Source organism: Shewanella sp. WXL01 (assembly GCF_012263345.1).
Taxonomy (GTDB): Bacteria; Pseudomonadota; Gammaproteobacteria; order Enterobacterales; family Shewanellaceae; genus Shewanella; species Shewanella maritima.
The window spans coordinates 47936-68542 of sequence record NZ_JAAIKQ010000005.1 but is presented as its reverse complement, the minus strand read 5'-3'; the positions used below and the strand labels follow the sequence as shown (position 1 = coordinate 68542).

The 20607-nt window shown below is 43.9% G+C and carries 13 protein-coding genes; 11 read left to right on the top strand and 2 right to left on the bottom strand.

Annotated elements, in window-relative coordinates; translation table 11 throughout:
- Positions 1 to 13 precede the first annotated feature (13 nt).
- The 6 genes from G3R49_RS13115 to G3R49_RS13090 all read left to right on the top strand — a co-directional run bounded on the left by G3R49_RS13115 (position 14) and on the right by G3R49_RS13090 (position 12484).
- A complete protein-coding gene (locus tag G3R49_RS13115; protein ID WP_167869976.1) occupies positions 14 to 1018 on the top strand; it encodes a YCF48-related protein in 1005 nt (334 codons plus the stop codon).
- Positions 1019 to 1061: 43 nt separating this feature from the next.
- A complete protein-coding gene (locus tag G3R49_RS13110; RefSeq protein WP_130602831.1) occupies positions 1062 to 3371 on the top strand; it encodes an RND family transporter in 2310 nt (769 codons plus the stop codon).
- A gap of 277 nt (positions 3372 to 3648) precedes the next feature.
- Positions 3649 to 8493, top strand: a complete 4845-nt coding sequence (locus G3R49_RS13105; protein WP_130602833.1) for an NAD-glutamate dehydrogenase — start codon at positions 3649 to 3651, stop codon at positions 8491 to 8493.
- Between the two features lie 60 nt (positions 8494 to 8553).
- Entirely contained in the window at positions 8554 to 9573 is a 1020-nt protein-coding gene (pyrD, locus tag G3R49_RS13100) for a quinone-dependent dihydroorotate dehydrogenase (RefSeq protein WP_167869975.1), read from the top strand.
- Positions 9574 to 9751: 178 nt separating this feature from the next.
- Complete coding sequence (locus tag G3R49_RS13095) at positions 9752 to 10291, top strand: cell division protein ZapC (protein ID WP_167869974.1); 540 nt, start codon at positions 9752 to 9754, stop codon at positions 10289 to 10291.
- A 546-nt stretch (positions 10292 to 10837) separates the two neighbouring features.
- Positions 10838 to 12484: a methyl-accepting chemotaxis protein gene (locus tag G3R49_RS13090; protein WP_167869973.1), complete on the top strand. Its 1647-nt coding sequence runs from the start codon at positions 10838 to 10840 to the stop codon at positions 12482 to 12484.
- Positions 12485 to 12579: 95 nt separating this feature from the next.
- On the opposite strand, the gene trxB is transcribed toward G3R49_RS13090, so the two are convergent.
- Both trxB and msrA read right to left on the bottom strand, forming a co-directional pair.
- Entirely contained in the window at positions 12580 to 13533 is a 954-nt protein-coding gene (gene trxB, locus G3R49_RS13085) for a thioredoxin-disulfide reductase (protein ID WP_167869972.1), read from the bottom strand.
- 153 nt (positions 13534 to 13686) lie between these two features.
- A complete protein-coding gene (gene msrA / locus G3R49_RS13080) occupies positions 13687 to 14166 on the bottom strand; it encodes a peptide-methionine (S)-S-oxide reductase MsrA (RefSeq protein ID WP_130602843.1) in 480 nt (159 codons plus the stop codon).
- Between the two features lie 195 nt (positions 14167 to 14361).
- Here msrA and astE point away from each other — a divergent pair, with 195 nt between their 5' ends.
- The 5 genes from astE (at position 14362) to nadA (ending at position 20504) form a co-directional block, all read left to right on the top strand.
- Positions 14362 to 15384, top strand: a complete 1023-nt coding sequence (gene astE / locus G3R49_RS13075; protein WP_167869971.1) for a succinylglutamate desuccinylase — start codon at positions 14362 to 14364, stop codon at positions 15382 to 15384.
- Positions 15385 to 15539: 155 nt separating this feature from the next.
- Positions 15540 to 16718 (top strand): thiamine pyrophosphate-dependent dehydrogenase E1 component subunit alpha, encoded by a 1179-nt coding sequence (locus G3R49_RS13070; RefSeq protein ID WP_167869970.1) that lies wholly within the window; start codon positions 15540 to 15542, stop codon positions 16716 to 16718.
- A 3-nt stretch (positions 16719 to 16721) separates the two neighbouring features.
- Entirely contained in the window at positions 16722 to 17699 is a 978-nt protein-coding gene (locus G3R49_RS13065) for an alpha-ketoacid dehydrogenase subunit beta (RefSeq protein WP_130602849.1), read from the top strand.
- Between the two features lie 12 nt (positions 17700 to 17711).
- Positions 17712 to 19313: a dihydrolipoyllysine-residue acetyltransferase gene (locus G3R49_RS13060; protein WP_167869969.1), complete on the top strand. Its 1602-nt coding sequence runs from the start codon at positions 17712 to 17714 to the stop codon at positions 19311 to 19313.
- 123 nt (positions 19314 to 19436) lie between these two features.
- A complete protein-coding gene (nadA, locus tag G3R49_RS13055) occupies positions 19437 to 20504 on the top strand; it encodes a quinolinate synthase NadA (RefSeq protein ID WP_167869968.1) in 1068 nt (355 codons plus the stop codon).
- Positions 20505 to 20607 lie beyond the last annotated feature (103 nt).

The window sequence follows — 20607 nt, the reverse complement described above, 5'->3', positions numbered from 1 at the left end:
TAAGGAAGTTTGTATGTCGTATAGCATACTTCGCAGCGCAGTATTGGTAGCTGTAGGGTATTTTAGCTCTGTTTCTGCTTTTGCTGACAACCAGGTTGTCGCTGCACAAATTCAACCTCTCTCATCTTCTTCGTTAGTTCTCGATATCGCTTCAACGTCTAACTCAATGATTGCAGTTGGCGAGCGCGGGCATGTACTAGTTAAAGGAACTGAATGGCAGCAGGTTACGACGCCTGTGTCAGCTCAGTTAACTAAGGTGTTTTTCCATAATGACAACTTAGGTTGGGCTGTAGGGCATGATGCAACCATTATTCATACGAAAGATGGCGGTAAAACCTGGAGCTTGCAGATGCAATCTCAGGAAATCGAAAAGCCGTTTTTAGATGTGTATTTCTTTGATGAAAACCATGGTATTGCTGTTGGCGCCTATGGTTTGTTCTATCGCACTGGTAATGGCGGCGAATCGTGGAATGAGGAGTTCCATGAAGAGTTGCTGTTTGAAGAAGACATTGCTTATTTAGCTGACTTAAAGGCAGAAGATATTGCCTTGTATGAGTCAGAAAAAGCGGCATTGCTGCCTCACTTCAATCGAGTTTTGGCGCTCAAAGATGGTCGTTTATTGATGGTGGGTGAGCTTGGTTTAGTTAGTTACTCAAATGACCAAGGTAAAACCTTTACCAAAACTGATTTTTATTATGATGGCTCCATGTTCAGCGCCATTGAGCATCAGCAAGATGTTTATGTGATGGGACTTAGAGGCAATGTATTTAAGGCTGATTTGACCTTATCTCAATGGCAAGAAGTTGAGTTGCCAGTTGAGTCTTCAATCAACAATGCCATAGTGACTGATGACAAAGGCTTACTACTTGTCGGTAATGCCGGGGTTATTTTACAAATGAATAATGGCACTGCTGAAGTGTTAGCGCGCAGACAAGGTGAAAACATTGTTACTGTTGCTAGCGATAACCAAGGCCAATTATGGTTTGCCGGTTCCAAAGGGCTATTTCAGTTGCCTTAAGGCGCTGTATAAGTGGATATAACAACAATAATAGGGCTTCACGATGTTAGAGAAACTCGTTAATGGATTTGAGAGCCATTTATTTCGCAATCGCGTTTGGGTGATTTTGTCATTTATTTTAATGACAGTGTTTTTAGGCTATCAAGCAAGCCAACTTAAAATGGATGCGGCTTTTAGTAAGAACATCCCGCTAAACCATGAGTACATGAAAACCTACACCAAACACCAAAAGAATTTTGGTGGGGCCAACAGTATTATGGTGGCAGTTGAAGACACCAGTGGTGATATCTTCAATCCTGTGTTCTTTGATGCACTGAAAAATGTGCATGACCAATTATTCTTTATTCCCGGCGTTGAACGCTCGCAGGTTAAATCGCTGTTTTCACCATCGACTCGTTTCACTGAGGTTGTCGAAGATGGTTTTGCTGGCGGGCCTGTTATTCCGGCAGACTTCACCACAGACGAATACGGTTTAGGTGTGGTGCGTGACAACATTGAAAAGGCAGGGATTGTAGGACGTCTAATCGCAACCGATTACTCCGCTGCCATGGTGTCTGCTCAGTTGATGGAGTTTGACCCACAAACGGGTGAGCCACTTGATACTATTGCGTTTGCGAAACAACTTGAAGAGCAGCTTCGCGGTCAGTATGAAAACGACAAAATTAAAATTCATATCATTGGCTTTGCTAAAATGGCTGGTGATGTGGCGGAAGGCGCTAAAGGCGTATTACTGTTTTTTTTAATCGCTATCGCTATTACAGCAGTGATGGTTTACCTGTTTTCTAAATCAATCATCCTAACGATTTTACCTTTACTATGCAGCTTAATGGCGGTTGTATGGCAGTTAGGCTTATTAACCGTTGTCGGTTTTGGCCTCGACCCTATGTCAATTCTGGTACCGTTTTTGGTATTTGCCATTGGTGTGAGTCATGGCGTACAGATGATCAACGGCGTGCGTAGCCGCGTGGTGAAAGGGCAAGCGACAAAAGCGGCTTCAGCAAGTGCGTTCAGAAGTTTGTTAGTGCCAGGTGGTGTAGCCTTGCTGTCTGACACCGTAGGTTTCTTAACACTGCTGGCAATTGATATCGGTATTATCCGTGAGCTTGCGATTTCAGCGTCGCTGGGTGTTGCGGTAATTATTTTAACTAACCTTATCTTATTGCCTTTGGTTATTTCATTTACTGACTTGTCAAAGCTGTCAAGCAGTGAAGAGAGCGAGCAAAAGGTTAAACAGATTTGGCACAAACTGTCGCAGTTTGCTACGCCAAAATATGCCGTTGTGGTGTTGGCATTTACCGCAGTGCTTTACGGTTTTGGTTATCAGCAATCTGCCAAGATGAAAATTGGTGACTTACAAGGTGGGGCGCCAGCGCTTCATCAAGACTCTCGATACAACCAGGATACCTTTTTCATTACCGATCATTTCTCAATTACCACAGATGTGATGTCAGTGATTGTTGAAGCGACACCGGAAGCGTGTACTTATCACAGCGTTCTAGAGCGCATTGATCAGTTTGAATGGTTGGTAGCAAACACGCCTGGCGTTGAGTCAACGGCAAGTTTGGCATCTGTTGCAAAACGCGTGAACGCAGGCTTTAACGAAGGTAATCCTAAGTGGCAGGTGTTGCCGCGCACTACCGCAAGCTTGGTGCAAGCAGTAGGGCGCGTTCCGACAACGTCTGGTTTGTTAAATGGTAACTGTTCAGTCATGCCAGTATATCTGTTCTTAAAAGATCATAAGGCTGAAACGATTGAGGTAGTAGTTGATAAAGTTAAAGCGGTTGCAAGTGAACTCAATACAGATGAGATTCAATTTAAGCTAGCATCGGGTCCAGTAGGTGTTATGGCGGCAACGAACGAAGCGGTAAGTGATGCCCAATTACCTATGATGCTCTACGTATATGGCGCAGTGTTTGTGCTTTGTTTACTCAGTTTCCGCTCTGTTAAAGCTACCGTTGCAGTGATTATCCCGCTTTATGTGGTGTCAACGTTGGCGCAAGCGTTAATGACCTGGCTAGAAATTGGTCTTGCAGTAAGTACCTTGCCTGTCATTGCTTTGGGCGTGGGTATTGGTGTTGATTATGGCATTTATATCTTATCAACTATGTCGGGTAAGCTATCTAACGGTATGCCAGTGCAGCAAGCCTATTTTGAAGCCTTAGTAGAGCGTGGTAGTGCGGTTATCTTTACTGGTCTTACTTTAGCAATCGGTGTGAGCACCTGGTTTTTCTCCGCGCTGAAGTTCCAAATGGATATGGGAATTTTGTTAACCTTTATGTTTTTAGTGAACATGCTGGGTGCAATTATTATTCTTCCTGCGCTCTCCGCAATTTTCTGGCGTAATCCTAAGTAAACGTTAGTGTTTTTTATCAAAAGAGAAGCAATGCTTCTCTTTTTTTTTGCATATATAACCTATTAATGCGATTCAATTATCACTTTAACGCTAGCACCTCGTTTAAAACTGGAAAATTACAGGATCTACCACTAAAATTTTTCTCGATAAAGCAGCAATTTAGTAATAAACTTTGCGCCAGATCTCAGTTCGTTTTTGTTTAACGACATCTGAATCACAAGCGAAGCATTCAAATAATGATAAAAGCGCTGCCATAGACGCTTAAGGAATCTGCAACATGGCCTTGAAAGATGCAATGCCTTCAGTACTACTGGAAAATGTAGTCACTCTTATTCACTCCAAAATCCCTAATTCACAAGCTAAACAAGTTGAGCAGTTCGCCACCTGTTTGTATGCGCATATGTCAAAAGACGATTTACATGCGCGTAACGACAGTGATTTATACGGCGCTGTGGTGAGTCTTTGGAATGCCTTAAATAAAACCGCAGCTGACCAAACCCATATTCGTGTGTTTAATCCAAGTCAGGCCAAGCATGGTTGGCAGTCGACTCACAGTATTATTGAAGTGATCCAACCTGACATGCCATTTTTGGTTGATTCACTGACTATGGCGTTTAATCGCATGGGAATTACCGCCCACGTGATGCTGCATACTCCATTGAATGTTCAGCGCAAAGGTAAACTTGTTGAGCAGGTATCGTATATCCAGGATGCCAAACAAGACGGCGATAAAGTTGCGGTATTCCTAGTCGAAATCGACCGTCAAAACAGTAACGCTGATATCAAAGCCATAGAAAAAGAAATTCAATCTGTGCTTAATGATGTGTCTGCATCGGTCAATGACTGGAAAAACTTATCTGACAAGCTTGGCGATACCATCAAACAGATGCCTAAGCGCCCATTCCCAGGTGGCAAAGAAGAGCTAAACGAAGCTATTGAATTCTTAAATTATCTCAATGACCATCATTTCACCTTATTGGGTTACCGCTATTACGACCTAAAACGTGTTAAAGGTGACGTGGAGCTAGTGCCTGACATGAGCACAAGCTTAGGTTTGATGGCAAAGTCGAAAGAGAATACATCTGATAAAGGCTTGTTGTTATCGACTTTGTCTGAAAGTGCGCGTAAAGAAGCGCTGGATGAAAGTTTACTCGTGTTAACTAAAAGCTCAGCTAAAAGCCGCGTGCATCGTCCAGCTTATGTTGACTACATCGGTGTTAAGCGCTTTGACAAGCAAGGCAATGTGATTGGTGAAGACCGCTTTATCGGTCTGTATGCATCAAATGTGTATAACCGCAGCCCACGTGAAATCCCTTTACTTGCGCAAAAGGTTAAGCGCGTGTTGGATATGTCCGGCTTAACGCCGCGCTCACATGACTATAAAGCGTTGACCAATATTCTTGAGACGCTGCCGCGTGATGAGTTGATTCAAGCGAAAGTAGAAGAGCTTTCTGATACTGCTCATGGTGTGCTGCAAATGCAAGACCGTGACAAGCTTAAGTTATTTGTTCGTAAAGATGGGTTCGGCCGTTTCTTTTCTTGCTTAGTTTATGTATCTAAAGACAGATATAACACTAAGCTGCGTGAAGATACTCAGCGTATTTTGGCGCGTCATTTTAACAGTAATGAAGACGTGGAATTTACCACATACTTCTCAGAGTCTACTTTGGCTCGTACTCATTACATCGTAAAAGTCGATAATAACAATATGGATGTGGATGTGGCTGCAATCGAACAAAACCTTACTGAAGCGGCGCGCTCTTGGGAGGATAAATTACACACGGCGTTAAATAATGCTGTAGGTGAACAAAAAGGTACAGGGCTAACCAAGCGTTACCTTAATGCATTCCCGCAAAGCTATAAAGACGATGTATTGCCAAGCTCTGCCGTGGTAGATATTCAGCACCTTGAAGCGCTGGATGATGAGCACAAGTTAGGCATGTTGTTTTATCAGCCACAAGAGTCAGCGTTAAATGACAATAAAGTGCGCTTAAAGCTGTTCCATAAAGATGAGCCTATTCATTTATCAGACGTACTACCAATGCTTGAAAACTTTGGTCTACGGGTAATTAATGAGCGTCCATATGAAATTAAGACAGCTGATGAAAATACCTTCTGGGTACTAGACTTCTTAATGACAGTGCAGGGTGCAGCGACGGATAACCTGGCTGATAGCCAAGACCGCTTCCAAGATGCACTTGCACAAGTTTGGGAAAAGCAACTTGAAGATGATGGCTTTAACCGCATGGTGCTATCAAGTGGTTTACATGGCCGCGAAGTGTCGATTTTACGTGCGTACGCTAAATACATGCGCCAAATCGATGCGACGTTCAGTCAGTCTTACATTGAAGAGACATTTAGCCGTTACCCGAAAATTGCTGACTTATTGGTGAAAATGTTCATCCGTAAGTTTAACCCTAAGCTTAAGACACGCACACTTGATAAGTTTGTTGATCAAATCAACAAGCAACTTGATGACGTATCTAGCCTAGATGACGATCGTATTATTCGTCGCTACCTTGATTTAATTAACGCGACACTGCGTACTAACTTCTATCAACAGTTAGAAGGTGGCGTAAACAAGCCATACATTTCCTTTAAGTTCTCGCCAGAGATGATCCCGGAAATGCCTAAGCCGCTGCCAAAATTCGAGATATTCGTATACTCTCCGCGCGTTGAAGGTGTGCATTTACGTGGTGGTAAAGTTGCCCGTGGTGGATTGCGTTGGTCAGACCGTCGCGAGGACTTCCGTACTGAAGTACTGGGTCTAGTTAAAGCACAGCAAGTTAAAAATACGGTAATTGTGCCAGTGGGTGCAAAAGGTGGCTTTGTTTGTAAGCAACTGCCGACCGAAGGTGGTCGTGAGGCGTTCTTCAATGAAGGGCAAGCTTGTTACCGCTTGTTTATTCGCGGTCTGTTAGATTTGGCCGATAACATTGTTAACGGTGAAGTTGTTCCGCCAAAAGATGTGGTTCGTCACGACGAAGACGATGCTTACCTGGTTGTTGCAGCCGATAAAGGTACGGCAACCTTCTCGGACATAGCTAACTCAATCGCAATAGAATATGGCTTTTGGTTGGGTGATGCGTTCGCATCTGGTGGTAGTAACGGTTACGACCACAAAAAGATGGGTATTACCGCGAAAGGTGCCTGGGAGTCGGTTAAGCGTCACTTCCGTGAAATTGGTATTGATTGCCAAACCACAGATTTTACCTGTTTAGCTGTAGGTGACATGGCTGGTGACGTATTTGGTAATGGTATGTTGTTATCTGAGCACACCAAGCTGGTTGCTGCATTTAACCATATGCATATCTTCATTGATCCAAATCCAGATGTGGCTAAGAGCTATGCAGAGCGTAAACGCTTATTCGACCTGCCTCGCTCTAGCTGGGAAGACTACAACGCTAAGCTTATTTCGAAAGGCGGCGGCGTGTTCAAGCGCTCGGCGAAATCAATCAGTTTAACTGATGAAATGAAGCAAATGCTTGAGACTGACAAAGATTCAATGACCCCTAACGAGCTGTTGACTGGCCTACTTAAAATGCAAGTAGACTTAATCTGGAACGGCGGTATCGGTACTTATGTTAAAGCGACGTCAGAATCCCATGCAGAAGTGGGTGACCGCGCGAACGATGCGCTGCGCGTTAATGGTAGCGAAGTACGTGCACGTATTATCGGTGAAGGTGGTAACTTAGGTTGTACTCAACTTGGGCGTATTGAATATGCAGCCAATGGCGGCCGCATGAATACCGACTTTGTTGACAACGTGGGTGGTGTAGACTGCTCAGACAACGAAGTGAATATCAAAATCTTCTTGAACACGCTGGTTGCAGACGGTGAACTCACCATGAAGCAACGTAACAAGTTGCTTGAAGATATGACTGATGAAGTGAGTGAAATTGTACTGCAGGATTGTAATGACCAAACACGTACCATTTCGGTAACTCAAGTACATGGTGTTTCCCAGCTTAAAGAACAAATTCGCTTCATTCACCATCTTGAAAAAGAAGGCAAGCTGGATCGTGCGTTAGAGTTCTTGCCTACAGAGGATGATCTCGCTGAACGTCTATCAAACGGTAAGACTTTAACTCGCCCAGAGCTATCAGTGCTAGTTGCCTACGCTAAGATGGTGTTAAAAGAGCAGCTCGTAACACCAGAAATCACTGAAGATAGCTTCTTAAGTAAGTTACTGGTGGAGTACTTCCCGAAACAGCTTCAGCAAAAATACGCTGACAGAATGCCAAGCCATCCTCTACGCGGCGAAATTATTGCTACCTCTTTAGCCAATGAGCTAGTTAATGACATGGGCTTTAATTTCGTACAGCGTATGCAAGATGAGACAGGTGCCTCAGTTGCAGAAGCTGCCATCAGTTATACTATGGCGCGCGAAGTCTTTGGTTTAGAGGAGTTAACTAAATCAATTACTGATTTAAACGGTATTGTTCCAGCAATCGTTCAAGGTGAAATGCTGCACCAATTGCGCCGCAACATGCGCCGCGCATGTCGTTGGTTTATCCGCCACCGTAATCGTGCACATAACATCGAGCAAACCGTTGCCTTCTTTAAGCCAGTGTTCAATCAGCTTAAAGATAATGTTGATCAGTACATGATTGAAGCGGAAGTGACTGCAATTAATGCAGAAATTCATGCGTTAACCAGAGAGAATGTGCCAACAGACGTAGCGAATGTGGTTGCTAAGATGAGCACCTTGTTCTCAGCGCTCGATATCGCTCAGATTGCACAGATTGAAGATAAGTCGGTAGAGCTTGTCTCTGAAACTTACTTCAAGTTAGGTGCGAAGGTTGAGCTGCATTGGTTCTTAGAACAAATTAGCGCTCAGCCGGTAACAAACCATTGGCAAGCACTTGCTCGTGCAGCCTTCAGGGAAGAGCTTGATTGGCAACAACGCGCACTAAGCTCAGCAGTACTAAGAACCTGCACTGATAGTTGTGACGCTGATACCGTGATTAACGAGTGGATTACTAACAATGGTTCGTTACTAGAACGTTGGTACCATATGTTGTCTGACTTCAAAGTTTCGCAAACGCACGAATTTGCTAAGTTCTCAGTTGCATTACGTGAATTAAACTTGCTCATCCTCCATTGTGAAGGACAGCAATAATTCTTTATAATAAAAGAGCCCTAGCAATAGCTAGGGCTTTTTTTAGGCCTAGGAGAAAACATGTTTTACAAGCTCGCACAAAAAGTGATGTTTCAGATGGACCCAGAGGTAGCGCACAACATTGCTATCGGTAGTCTGAAAATGACGGGAAACAACCCTTTGAATTGTTTTTATCGTCAAACAGTAAAGCCTGCACCAGTAGAGTGTATGGGTTTAACTTTTCCTAATCCGGTTGGATTAGCTGCGGGTTTAGACAAAGACGGTGAGTCAATAGATGCGTTTCACGCGATGGGTTTTGGTCATATTGAGGTTGGAACGGTTACCCCAAGACCACAACCTGGTAACGATCAGCCTCGTTTATTCCGCCTAAAACCTGCCAAAGGCATTATCAATCGCATGGGCTTTAACAACAAAGGTGTTGATAACCTAGTACGTAACCTAGTGGCAAAGAAAACTGACATTATGGTTGGCGTAAATATTGGTAAAAACAAAGATACGCCAGTAGAGCAGGGTAAAGATGATTACCTTATTTGCATGGACAAGGTTTATCAGCATGCAGCCTACATCGCTGTGAACATTTCATCGCCAAACACACCGGGTTTGCGCACACTGCAATATGGTGAACTGCTTGATGATTTGTTGAGCTCAATCAAAGCTAAGCAAACCGAGCTAGCAGAGAAACACGGTAAGTATGTACCAGTTGCATTAAAGATTGCGCCAGATCTAACTGATGATGAGATCAAAAGTATTTCAGACTCTTTGATCAAAAATAACTTTGATGCAGCAATTGCAACTAACACTACACTAAGCCGTGATGCTGTTGAAGGCTTATTACACGCAGAAGAAACTGGCGGGTTAAGTGGTAAACCTTTAACCGACTTATCAACGCAAGTGATTAAAAAGCTTGTAGATAATTTAGACGGCGCTATGCCAGTGATTGGTGTCGGTGGCATCAACAGTGCTAAAGACGCGCAAGATAAGTTTGCGGCCGGTGCTAAAATGGTTCAGATCTATTCTGGTTTTATTTACCAAGGACCACAGTTAGTGAAGCAAATTGTCGATCAATATGACGTTAAATAGTTACGATCGCTAATTTGATCTAAGTTATTGATCAAAAATCGTGCCGCGATCAAAAAGTAAGATCTTTAGATCGCGGTAACTACATGATTAATAGCTCATTTTTTGTTAAAAAATTTTGTAATCGCTTGAAATATCATCTAGTATATGAATCATCTTCAACGTAAAGGTGTGACTAGCGATGTTATTGATGCCAAATAAGGACTGGCATTGGGAATTCAATGAAGCTTATGGCCAATTAAGCATCTCACTGGGTTCCGAGATGGAGTTCTTGACCCCATATAAAGCTAAGCTACTTATCCCAGACGCACTGAGCAACAGTGAGTTTTGTGTCGAGCACGCAAAATTCTATATTGCTATGTTGGAGCGCCTTCCTAAAATCCTCAAGCTTTCAGATGCTGCCATTGTGCAAACTGCATTAAATGCAACAGCGGCCCATTTCCTACTTAAGCCGCAAATGCCTAAGTCGTGGTTTTTTGAAACCAGTAATGAATGTGTTTACAGTGAAGTAGGTAAGTTGTTTAACTTGAAATGCAATGGTGAGTCAGTACTCGTTATGGTTGTTGATGACAGCCTACAAGCATCAACGGTGATGATTTTATCGCATAACTGTCAGTTAACCGAGTCTAAGTTACTGCAGCAGTTTGACACGATTAAAGTCATGCACGACAGACTGCAACCTATGCGTCGTATGCCAGCCAAACAGGTTGTCGCGGCATAGCTAAATAAGCTATTCGCACGCTAGTTAGTTGTGCCCGCTACTTGTACTAGTTAATTGCATTAGCGGCAATCTAATAGATCTTCCTACATGCAGTAAATAGTTGCCTATTACCTCAGTTGGGTAAAACGGGTCGCTAATGGGCATGTATTATTCTCGATTACTTGTTTTACTCTCCTTTCACCAAAATCCTGTTATTAACTTATTTGCCTAGATACTTAGGGTTTAAGTTGAGAACCTTGGTGTTGTGTCATAGTTATGACATTTCATGCATCAACAGCTTACTTAACGCAGTTCCATGCTCACTTTATTTGGCCATAAAAGTAATTAACTTGTTCATCTACCTACAAAGTAAAAAATTCACGGTTTTTGATGTTTTTTGCTGAATAAACTGATGTTCACTTTGACAAGTAAGCCTTTAACAACAACAGTTAATGGATGATGTTGCACATTATTAATAATAACGGCAGGAACGCCGCACATCGTTAAAGTTTGATGTCTGCATCACCAGGAAGTGTTTGTGCCTACAAATAAAGGTTTGGTGATTATATGAACGCAATTACCCTATATTTTCGTAAAACTACCATAGCCAATCGGCTATTGTTTATGGTTGCACTAGCCATTATTGCAACCTTACTCATTTTCGCCTTTGCCGTTAATAAGGTTGAGCAATACCTTGTTGACGAAAAGCAGTCAAAACTCACTTCGCTGGTTGAGGTTGCCCACACGGTTGTCGAGCAATATCGTCAGCAGGCGGTATCCGGTACTATGAGCGAAGAGCAAGCTAAAGCAGCTGCGATTACTAAACTCAATAGTTTAAGGTATTCAGACAATGACTATTACTTTTCGATAAACGACCAGGGCGTGATGATCCAGCATCCGTTTTCTAAGAAGTTGGTTGGTACTAATGTCAGACAGCTCAAAGACCCTAATGGCGTCATGTTGTTTGATGAGATGATAGTGAAAACCCGCAGCGCTCAAACTGCGCGGGTCGACTACATGTGGAATAAACCTAATCAAGATAAGCCCAGCCCTAAAATGTCGATGGTGATCAAGCATCAAGCCTGGGGTTGGATTATTGGTACCGGCGTTTATGTGGATGATATAGATGTTGCGGTGTCGGACTTTATCTGGGAATACCTTGGCTTACTAATAGCGGTGTGGATACCGGTATTCTTGTTGCTTTACGTTATCATGGTCAGTATTGCTTCACCAATGAAGCAAACCATTGAAGCCTTTGAAAATATCGCCAGAGGTGAGGGAGATCTAACCTTACGTTTATCTCAAAAAGGCAGTGACGAGCTTAAACAAATTGCTGAGTACTTCAATTTATTTACCGAGAAAATCCAGCAGTTGGTGAAATCAGTCAGCGAGCTGGTGGTGGATAGCAGCGATTTAGCGGCCAACCTATCTAACATCGCTAATACAGCCAGCGACATCTCAACCAATGTGCAAGCCGAAACCGAAGGCGTAGCCACAGCAGTTAACCAAATGGCGGTTACCGCAACAGATGTCGCTGCCAATGCACAAGATGCTAATCAGACCGTCAAAAGCGCTGAAAACGAAACCACCACTGCGTCGCTAGCCGTCAGCAGCGCTATGGATAGAATTAATTCGTTATCGCAAGAGCTTGAACATACTGAGCAAATGACCCACAGCTTAACAGTAAGCTCAAGTGAAATTGGGCAGATTTTAGAAGTGATAGTCGGTATTGCTGAGCAAACAAACTTGCTTGCATTAAATGCCGCAATCGAGGCTGCAAGGGCGGGTGAAGCTGGTCGCGGCTTTGCTGTGGTAGCTGATGAGGTGCGTACCCTTGCAAGTCGCACCCAGGACTCAACCCAGCAGATCAACAATATAATTGAGGCGATAAGAAGCTCAGTTGCCAGCGTCAATGCGTCTGTTGTTAAAGCTAAAGCTTCGTCTTCTGAAACCGTTAGTGAAACTGCAACCGTTGTTGATGTGTTAGAGCAGGTTAAGGCGAGTATTTTGCAAATCTCAGATATGAATGGTCATATTGCCAATGCAACTGAAGAGCAAAATAGAGTGATTGGCGAGCTAAACGTTAATATCACCCGTATCAACGAAATGTCGCTAGAGAACCATCAGCAGAATGCACTAATCAACGATAACAGCGAGCAAATAAACCAAGGCGCAGCTGATCTGGCTAAACTAGTGGATCAATTCAAAGTGTAAACTAGTTTGGTTATTACTTTGTTCAAGACAAACAAAAGGGCTCAGCTGAGTTTATACAGCTGAGCCCTTTAGCATTTATGTAACTAATTTAGTGGTTAGCCTTTAGCGTCTAGGTAGCGCTCAGCGTCAAGTGCAGCCATACAACCTGTACCTGCAGAGGTAATCGCCTGGCGGTAGTGTTGGTCCATTACATCACCACAAGCATAAATACCTTCGATGCTTGTTTGAGTCGCATTGCCCGCAAGACCGCTGTTCACTTTAATGTAGCCGTTATTCATATCTAATTGGCCTTCAAACATACCTGTGTTTGGAGAATGACCAATAGCAACGAATACACCTGCTACTTCTAAATCGGTAACGCTGCCGTCTTTAGTGCTTTTCTTTTTAAGACCAGTTACACCCATGTCATCGCCAACCACTTCTTCAAGGGTTTGGTCTAGGTGTAGTACGATATTACCGTTCTCAACTTTGTCCATTAGGCGCTTAGTTAAGATTTTTTCTGAGCGGAAGCTATCACGGCGGTGAATTAGGTGAACTTCTGAAGCAATATTGCTCAAGTAAAGTGCTTCTTCAACAGCTGTGTTACCACCACCAATAACCGCGACCTTTTGGTTACGGTAGAAGAATCCATCACAAGTCGCACAAGCTGATACGCCACGGCCCATAAATGCTTCTTCTGATGGTAAACCTAAGTAACGTGCAGATGCACCCGTTGCGATAATTAGTGCATCACATGTGTATTCGCCATTGTCACCTTTAAGCTTGAAAGGGCGCTCGGTTAATGTGACTTCATTGATGTGGTCAAATAAAATCTCAGTCTCGAAACGCTCAGCATGCTCTTTCATTCGTTCCATTAAAGCTGGGCCAGTTAGGCCTTCAGCATCACCTGGCCAGTTTTCAACTTCAGTGGTAGTGGTTAGCTGACCACCTTGTTGCATACCAGTGATCATAACAGGCTTTAGGTTTGCTCGAGCAGCGTAAACGGCAGCTGTATAACCTGCAGGACCTGAGCCTAAGATAAGCAGATTACTGTGACGAGATTCAGACATTATTTTAATTCTCCAATGAAATGCATTCGCATAATCTGGGGATTGTAGGGAATTTAGCTAAGAGGGTAAAGGGATCTTACAACGAGTATTTCGATTAGCTCAATCGGTGCTGTAAAGCTATCCATGCACTACAGCATCAAGGTGGATATCAATCTAGTAACTAATATGGCAGCTCGGCAGACCATTTTTCTCTAAATATTGCTGATGATACTCTTCTGCGCGGTGGAAGCTTTGCAAAGGCACAATTTCAGTAACAATTTGCTTAATGCCCCATTTGCCGCTCTTGATTAGCGCTATTTTTGCAGCCTCGGCTAATTGCTTTTGCTCTGCGTTATGAAAGAACACTGTACTGCGATATTGACTGCCAATATCACCACCTTGCTGATTAAGGGTGGTTGGGTTGTGGTTGGTCCAAAAGATATCAAGCAGCTGCTCGTAACTGACTTGTTCTGGGTCATACTCAACTTGCACCACTTCGGCATGCCCGGTATTACCTTGTTTTACTTGCTCGTAGGTTACCTTGCTATCATCTCCGCCCATATAACCGCAAACAGCATCTGATACACCTTCAACTTCACGAAAGAAATACTCAACACCCCAGAAACAGCCTGCGCCAAATGTTGCTAATGCCATGGATAACCCCTCACTCATACAATAGATGTTTAAACGTTTAGATATTTAGATTGTTAGACGTTTAGATGGCTATAATAAAAAATTATTAGTTGATTGCAAGTCATTTGTGAAAACAAATTTACCTAGCATATAACCCTAAGGATGGTGGCGTGTGTTAGAATCTGCGCCAAATAAAACACCGTTAAGGAGAGAAGAGTGTTACAAGCATCAATTAAAGATAATGATTTCCTCGCATTTACGTTAGCTCACCCACAAGCAATCGACGCACCATTTAAGGTAAATACCAACAGCAATGTTAACGTTGAAGTGCTCGATACTGGGGTAATTTGCTTTACACCTAAGGACTATCAAAAGGACATCGTACTGTCTTGCGCTGTGCACGGTAACGAGACGGCGCCAATTGAAATCTGCAATGAGTTGATTACAGGCTTATTAACTGGCGAGTTAACGCTAAAGCAACGAGTGTTGTTTCTAATTGGTAATCCGCCATCTATTCACAACAAAACCCGTTTTGTTGAAGAGAACATGAACCGTTTATTTAGCGGCGGACATGCAAAAGGTGATACCAAAAACCAGGAAAGAGTGCGCGCTAAAGCCTTAGAAGGTTATGTACGAGACTTCTTTGAGCAAAATGGTGACAAACAGCGTATTCACTATGACCTGCACACCGCAATTAAACCATCAAAGCATGAGAAGTTTGCCATTTACCCTTATCGTCATAAGAGCTACAGTGGCGAGCAAATGATGTTTTTGGCCGCATGTGGTGTCGATACCATTTTGTATCACCACGAGCCGACAACCACATTTAGCTACTATTCATCTAATGAGTTTGGTGCCGATGCGTTTACCGTTGAGCTAGGTAAGGTCATGCCATTTGGGCAAAACGATATGAGTAAATTTGCAAAAGCTAAAGCCATGCTAACCGCGCTTGTGACCCAAACTGAAGTTGAATTACCAGCCTATGACGCTGAGCAGCTAAACCTATATAAAGTGTCACGCTCAGTGAATAAACACTTTGAAGACTTCACATTCAGCTTTGCAGATAGTACAGAGAACTTTACTCAATTTAATAAAGGCGAGGTGTTAGCCACTGAAGGTGGCCAACAAGTCATCATTGAGCATGATATTGAAGCAATTGTATTCCCAAATGCAAAAGTTCCTGTCGGGCAACGCACAGTATTATGTTTGATCCCTGCACCGAATGAAGATGTGCAGTAACATTGTCGCAGTCGTAAACCATTATATACATTTGCCCAAGTGCTAAAATGAGCCACGGCAAATAATGACTATTGCTAGGTAGTTTACGTTAACGTAATGTTTATCAGCAGATTATAATATCAGGTAACTATTTACCCTATAACTAAGAGCACAATATGAGCAACGCAACAACGAATAATGACACTGTGCATCGTGTCAGCTTCTTAGATAAAGCGTCATTGCACATTCCAACCTTGCGCATTTTGCAAGCGGACGGCACCACTTATGAACAAGCGGTTTTGCCAAATATTGATCAAGAGCTAGCGAACAAAATTTACGACACTTGCGTATTCACGCGAGTGCTAGACGAACGTATGCTTGGTGCCCAGCGTCAAGGTCGTATTAGTTTCTATATGACATGTACTGGTGAAGAAGCGGCAGTGATTGGCAGTGCTGCAGCGCTTGATGATGGCGACGTTATTCTTGCGCAGTATCGTGAACACGCGGCACTAAGATACCGCGGCTTTCCGACTGAGCAGTTTATGAATCAAATGTTCAGTAACGAGAAAGACTTTGGTAAAGGTCGTCAAATGCCGATCCACTATGGCAGCCAAGAGTTAAATTACCAAACCATTTCATCGCCGCTAGCCACGCAAATTCCACAAGCAACGGGTGTCGCTTATGGTCTTAAGCTACAAGGCAAGCGCAATGTGGCTGTATGTTACTTTGGTGAAGGTGCAGCGTCGGAAGGTGACTTCCACGCAGGTCTAAACATGGCTGCGGTACTTAAATCACCCACTATTTTCTTTTGCCGTAATAATGGTTACGCAATTTCAACACCAACTGAAGAACAATATGCAGGTAATGGTATTGCTAGCCGTGGTGTAGGCTACGGCATGCACACTATCCGTGTTGATGGTAACGACATGCTAGCAGTATTAGCTGCAACACAGCAGGCTCGCGCATACGCACTTGAGCATAATGTACCAGTATTGATTGAAGCGATGTCATACCGTCTTGGCGCGCACTCTTCATCAGATGACCCATCAGGTTATCGTTCAAAAGAAGAAGAAGCGAAATGGCAGCAGCATGACCCAGTTAAGCGCTTTAAGTTATGGATGATCAACAAGGGTTGGTTAGACGAAGCGACTGACGCTGAGCTACATGAGAAGTATCGTGAAGAAGTATTGTCAGCTGTGAAAACCGCTGAAAAACTGCCTGCTCCACATATTGATGAAATCATTGAAGATGTTTTTGACAAGCCAACACCAGCGCTTAAGAAGCAACTAAGTGAATTAAAAGAGCATATCAACAAGTATCCAAATGCTTATCCTAAAAGTGCAGGGAGAATTTAAGCCGTGGCTCAAATGAATATGTTACACGCCATCAACGAGGCGTTATCCATTGAGATGGAAAAAAACCAATCAATGATCGTATTTGGTGAAGACGTTGGCCACTTTGGCGGTGTTTTCCGTGCAACTTCAGGACTGCAAGAAAAGTTTGGTAAAGAGCGTTGTTTCAATACACCGTTAACTGAGCAAGGTATTGCTGGTTTTGCTAACGGTTACGCTGCTGCAGGTTTAACTGCTGTTGCTGAAATTCAGTTCGCTGATTATATCTTTCCGGCGTTTGACCAAATCGTGAATGAGTCGGCTAAATTCCGTTACCGCAGTGGTAACCAGTTTGACGTTGGCGGTTTGACGTTCCGTACCCCTTATGGTGGTGGTATCGCTGGTGGTCATTATCACTCACAATCGCCAGAAGCTTACTTTACTCAAACCCCGGGTTTGAAAGTCGTGGTGCCAAGAAACCCAGAGCAAGCAAAAGGCTTGTTGCTTGCGGCAATGCGCGATCCTAACCCAGTGGTATTCTTCGAGCCTAAGCGTCTTTATCGCGCATCTGTGGGCGAAGTACCTGAGGGCGATTATGAGATCGAACTCGGTAAAGCAGAAGTAGTTAAGCAAGGTACAGACATCACAGTGCTTGCTTGGGGCGCGCAAATGGAAATTGTAGAGAATGCATGCAAGAAAGCTGAAAAAGAAGGCATTTCATGCGAAATCATCGATTTACGTTCACTCGCACCATGGGATGTTGATACCGTTGCCGCGTCTGTTAAGAAAACAGGCCGCCTACTGATCAACCACGAAGCGCCGTTAACTGGTGGCTTTGCTGGTGAAATTGCCGCGACTATTCAACAAGAGTGCTTCTTGTACCTAGAGTCGCCAATTAGCCGAGTGTGTGGTCTAGATACGCCGTACCCGCTAATTCATGAAAAAGAATACATGCCAGATGAGCATAAAACATACGAAGCCATTAAAGCTTCTGTTGGCTTCTAGGAGTAGTTGGCAATGATTAAAGATTTTATTTTGCCAGATATTGGCGAAGGCGTAGTTGAGTGTGAGCTGGTTGACTGGTTAGTACAAGAAGGTGATGTCGTCGTTGAAGACCAACCGATTGCCGATGTGATGACTGACAAAGCATTGGTCCAAATTCCAGCGCCGCACGCAGGTAAGATCACTAAGCTTTATTACGCTAAAGGTGACATTGCTATTGTTCACAAGCCACTATATGCAGTCGATGTTGACGGTGACGCGGGTGAGGTTGCCGCTGAGCAAGCTGACGACACTAATGAAGCAAGTGCTAGCGCAGCTGAATCTGCGCCTGATACAACTGCCCCTGTTACTACTAGCACTGGTGGCGCGGTTGTAGAAGACTTTTTATTACCCGATATCGGTGAAGGTATTGTTGAGTGTGAATTGGTTGAATGGCTAGTGCAAGAAGGCGAGATGGTTGAAGAAGATCAACCCATTGCTGATGTGATGACTGATAAAGCGCTTGTGCAAATTCCAGCAATTAAGGCGGGCAAAATGGTCAAGCACTATTACCGCAAAGGCCAGCTTGCTAAAGTTCACTCGCCACTATTTGCGATTGAAGTCGAAGGCAGTGCGGCGCCGGTAGCTGTGCCAGCTGAACAAGCTGAAGTAGCAACAACTGCTACAGCAGCACCGAGTGAGGGCGTTGCGCAAGGTAAAGCACTGGCAAGTCCAGCTGTTCGCCGCCTAGCACGTAGCCTTGATATTAATATCGCTGAAGTAAAAGGCAGCGGTAAAAATGGCCGCGTATACAAAGAAGATGTTGAGCGTCATAGTCAAGGTGGTCAAGTTAGTGCTGCTAAGACAGTTGCAACACCAAGCGCACCCGTTACTACAAATGCTCCTGTTGCTCCAGCTCCTGTGGCAAGCGCTGCTGATCGCGTTGAGCCAATCAAAGGCGTTAAGGCTGTGATGGCGAAGATGATGGTGGAGTCTGTGTCTACCATTCCGCACTTCACCTATTGCGAAGAGTTTGATCTAACTGAACTCGTTGCGCTGCGTGAATCAATGAAGAAACGCTACTCGACTGAAGACGTTAAGCTAACCATGATGCCATTTTTTATGAAGGCGATGTCGCTAGCGATCAATGAGTACCCAATTCTCAATTCGCAAGTGAATGCTGATTGTAGTGAGCTAACGTACAAAGCAAGCCACAATATCGGCATGGCAGTTGACTCAAAAGTTGGCCTGCTAGTACCTAATGTCAAAGACGTACAAGCCAAGTCGATTTTAGATGTTGCAGCTGATATCACCCGTTTGACCAACGACGCTCGTAGCGGACGTGTTGCGCCAGCCGATCTTAAAGAAGGTACCATTACCATCTCAAACATTGGCGCCTTAGGTGGCACAGTCGCTACGCCAATTATAAATAAACCAGAGGTGGCAATTGTTGCTCTCGGTAAGCTGCAAAACTTACCGCGCTTTAATGATAATGGTGAAGTAGAAGCACGTAAGATCATGCAAGTAAGTTGGTCTGGCGATCACCGCGTGATTGATGGTGGCACTATCGCTCGCTTCTGTAACTTGTGGAAACACTATCTAGAGAATCCACAAGAAATGCTGATGGCGATGAAGTAAATCAGCCTGTTCAAATTATGTTGAATAATTGAACATTAATTTAAAAAGGACGCAAACTGCGTCCTTTTGTTTTATGTGACGTTTTCGTATAATTGCGCCACTTATTTTGTATTGGGAAGTATTATGAGTCTGTCGGCACCTCAAATTGAAACTATTGACTATCCATTTCCAGCTAAACCTGCCGTGTTGTCTGACGATGAAAAAGCAACTTACAAAGCACGTATCAAGCAATTACTAAAAGAACAAAACGCGGTACTTGTTGCACACTATTATACTGACCCTGAAATTCAGGCGCTGGCGGAAGAAACCGGCGGTTGTGTTTCAGATTCTCTTGAGATGGCGCGTTTTGGTCGTGATCATCCTGCTGATAAATTAATTGTCGCGGGTGTTAAGTTCATGGGCGAAACCGCAAAGATCTTAAGCCCAGAAAAAACCGTGTACATGCCAACGTTAGAAGCGACGTGCTCACTAGACCTTGGTTGCCCAATCGAGCAGTTTAGTGAGTTCTGTGACGCTCACCCAGACCATACTGTTGTGGTTTATGCTAATACTTCTGCAGCGGTCAAAGCTCGCGCAGACTGGGTTGTCACTTCAAGCATTGCACTAGAAATAGTTGAGCATCTTGATAGCGAAGGTAAAAAGATTATCTGGGGCCCAGACCGTCATTTAGGCTCTTACATCGCCAAAGAAACTGGCGCAGATATGCTGATGTGGCAGGGCGACTGTATTGTGCACGACGAGTTTAAATCGAACGCACTTAAGCAGTTAAAGCAACAATACCCTAATGCAGCGGTACTGGTTCACCCAGAATCACCTGCAAATGTGGTAGCGATTGCCGACGCGGTTGGCTCAACCAGTCAGCTAATTAAAGCTGCGCAGACAATGGATAACGATACTTTCATTGTGGCAACCGACAAAGGTATTTTCTACAAGATGCAGCAAGCTGCACCAGGTAAAACCTTAATTGAAGCACCTACAGGCGGTAACGGCGCAACTTGTCGTAGCTGCGCTCATTGTCCGTGGATGGCAATGAACGGCCTACACGCCATTTACACCTCGCTTACTGCAGACAATAAAGCAGAGCACGAGGTTTTTGTAGATGATGCACTGCGTGAAAAGGCGCTCATTCCGCTAACTCGCATGCTAGATTTTGCTAAAACCCTAAATATGAAAGTGAAGGGTAACGCTTAATCGTTAGGGCCTGTTGACCTTTGCCGATTAGAATTTGTTCGAATTAAAAGCACTTTAATCGCGGCGTGAGCGATGAGGTCTAGTCACCTACACAAACTCGCTC

Excerpts from the sequence above, each read along its gene's own strand:
- G3R49_RS13115 (WP_167869976.1), top strand. The coding sequence starts at position 14 with ATGTCGTATAGCATACTTCGCAGCGCAGTATTGGTAGCTGTAGGGTAT.
- G3R49_RS13110 (WP_130602831.1), top strand. The coding sequence starts at position 1,062 with ATGTTAGAGAAACTCGTTAATGGATTTGAGAGCCATTTATTTCGCAAT.
- G3R49_RS13105 (WP_130602833.1), top strand. The coding sequence starts at position 3,649 with ATGGCCTTGAAAGATGCAATGCCTTCAGTACTACTGGAAAATGTAGTC.
- pyrD (WP_167869975.1), top strand. The coding sequence starts at position 8,554 with ATGTTTTACAAGCTCGCACAAAAAGTGATGTTTCAGATGGACCCAGAG.
- G3R49_RS13095 (WP_167869974.1), top strand. The coding sequence starts at position 9,752 with ATGTTATTGATGCCAAATAAGGACTGGCATTGGGAATTCAATGAAGCT.
- G3R49_RS13090 (WP_167869973.1), top strand. The coding sequence starts at position 10,838 with ATGAACGCAATTACCCTATATTTTCGTAAAACTACCATAGCCAATCGG.
- trxB (WP_167869972.1), bottom strand. The coding sequence starts at position 13,533 with ATGTCTGAATCTCGTCACAGTAATCTGCTTATCTTAGGCTCAGGTCCT.
- msrA (WP_130602843.1), bottom strand. The coding sequence starts at position 14,166 with ATGGCATTAGCAACATTTGGCGCAGGCTGTTTCTGGGGTGTTGAGTAT.
- G3R49_RS13070 (WP_167869970.1), top strand. The coding sequence starts at position 15,540 with ATGAGCAACGCAACAACGAATAATGACACTGTGCATCGTGTCAGCTTC.
- G3R49_RS13060 (WP_167869969.1), top strand. The coding sequence starts at position 17,712 with ATGATTAAAGATTTTATTTTGCCAGATATTGGCGAAGGCGTAGTTGAG.
- nadA (WP_167869968.1), top strand. The coding sequence starts at position 19,437 with ATGAGTCTGTCGGCACCTCAAATTGAAACTATTGACTATCCATTTCCA.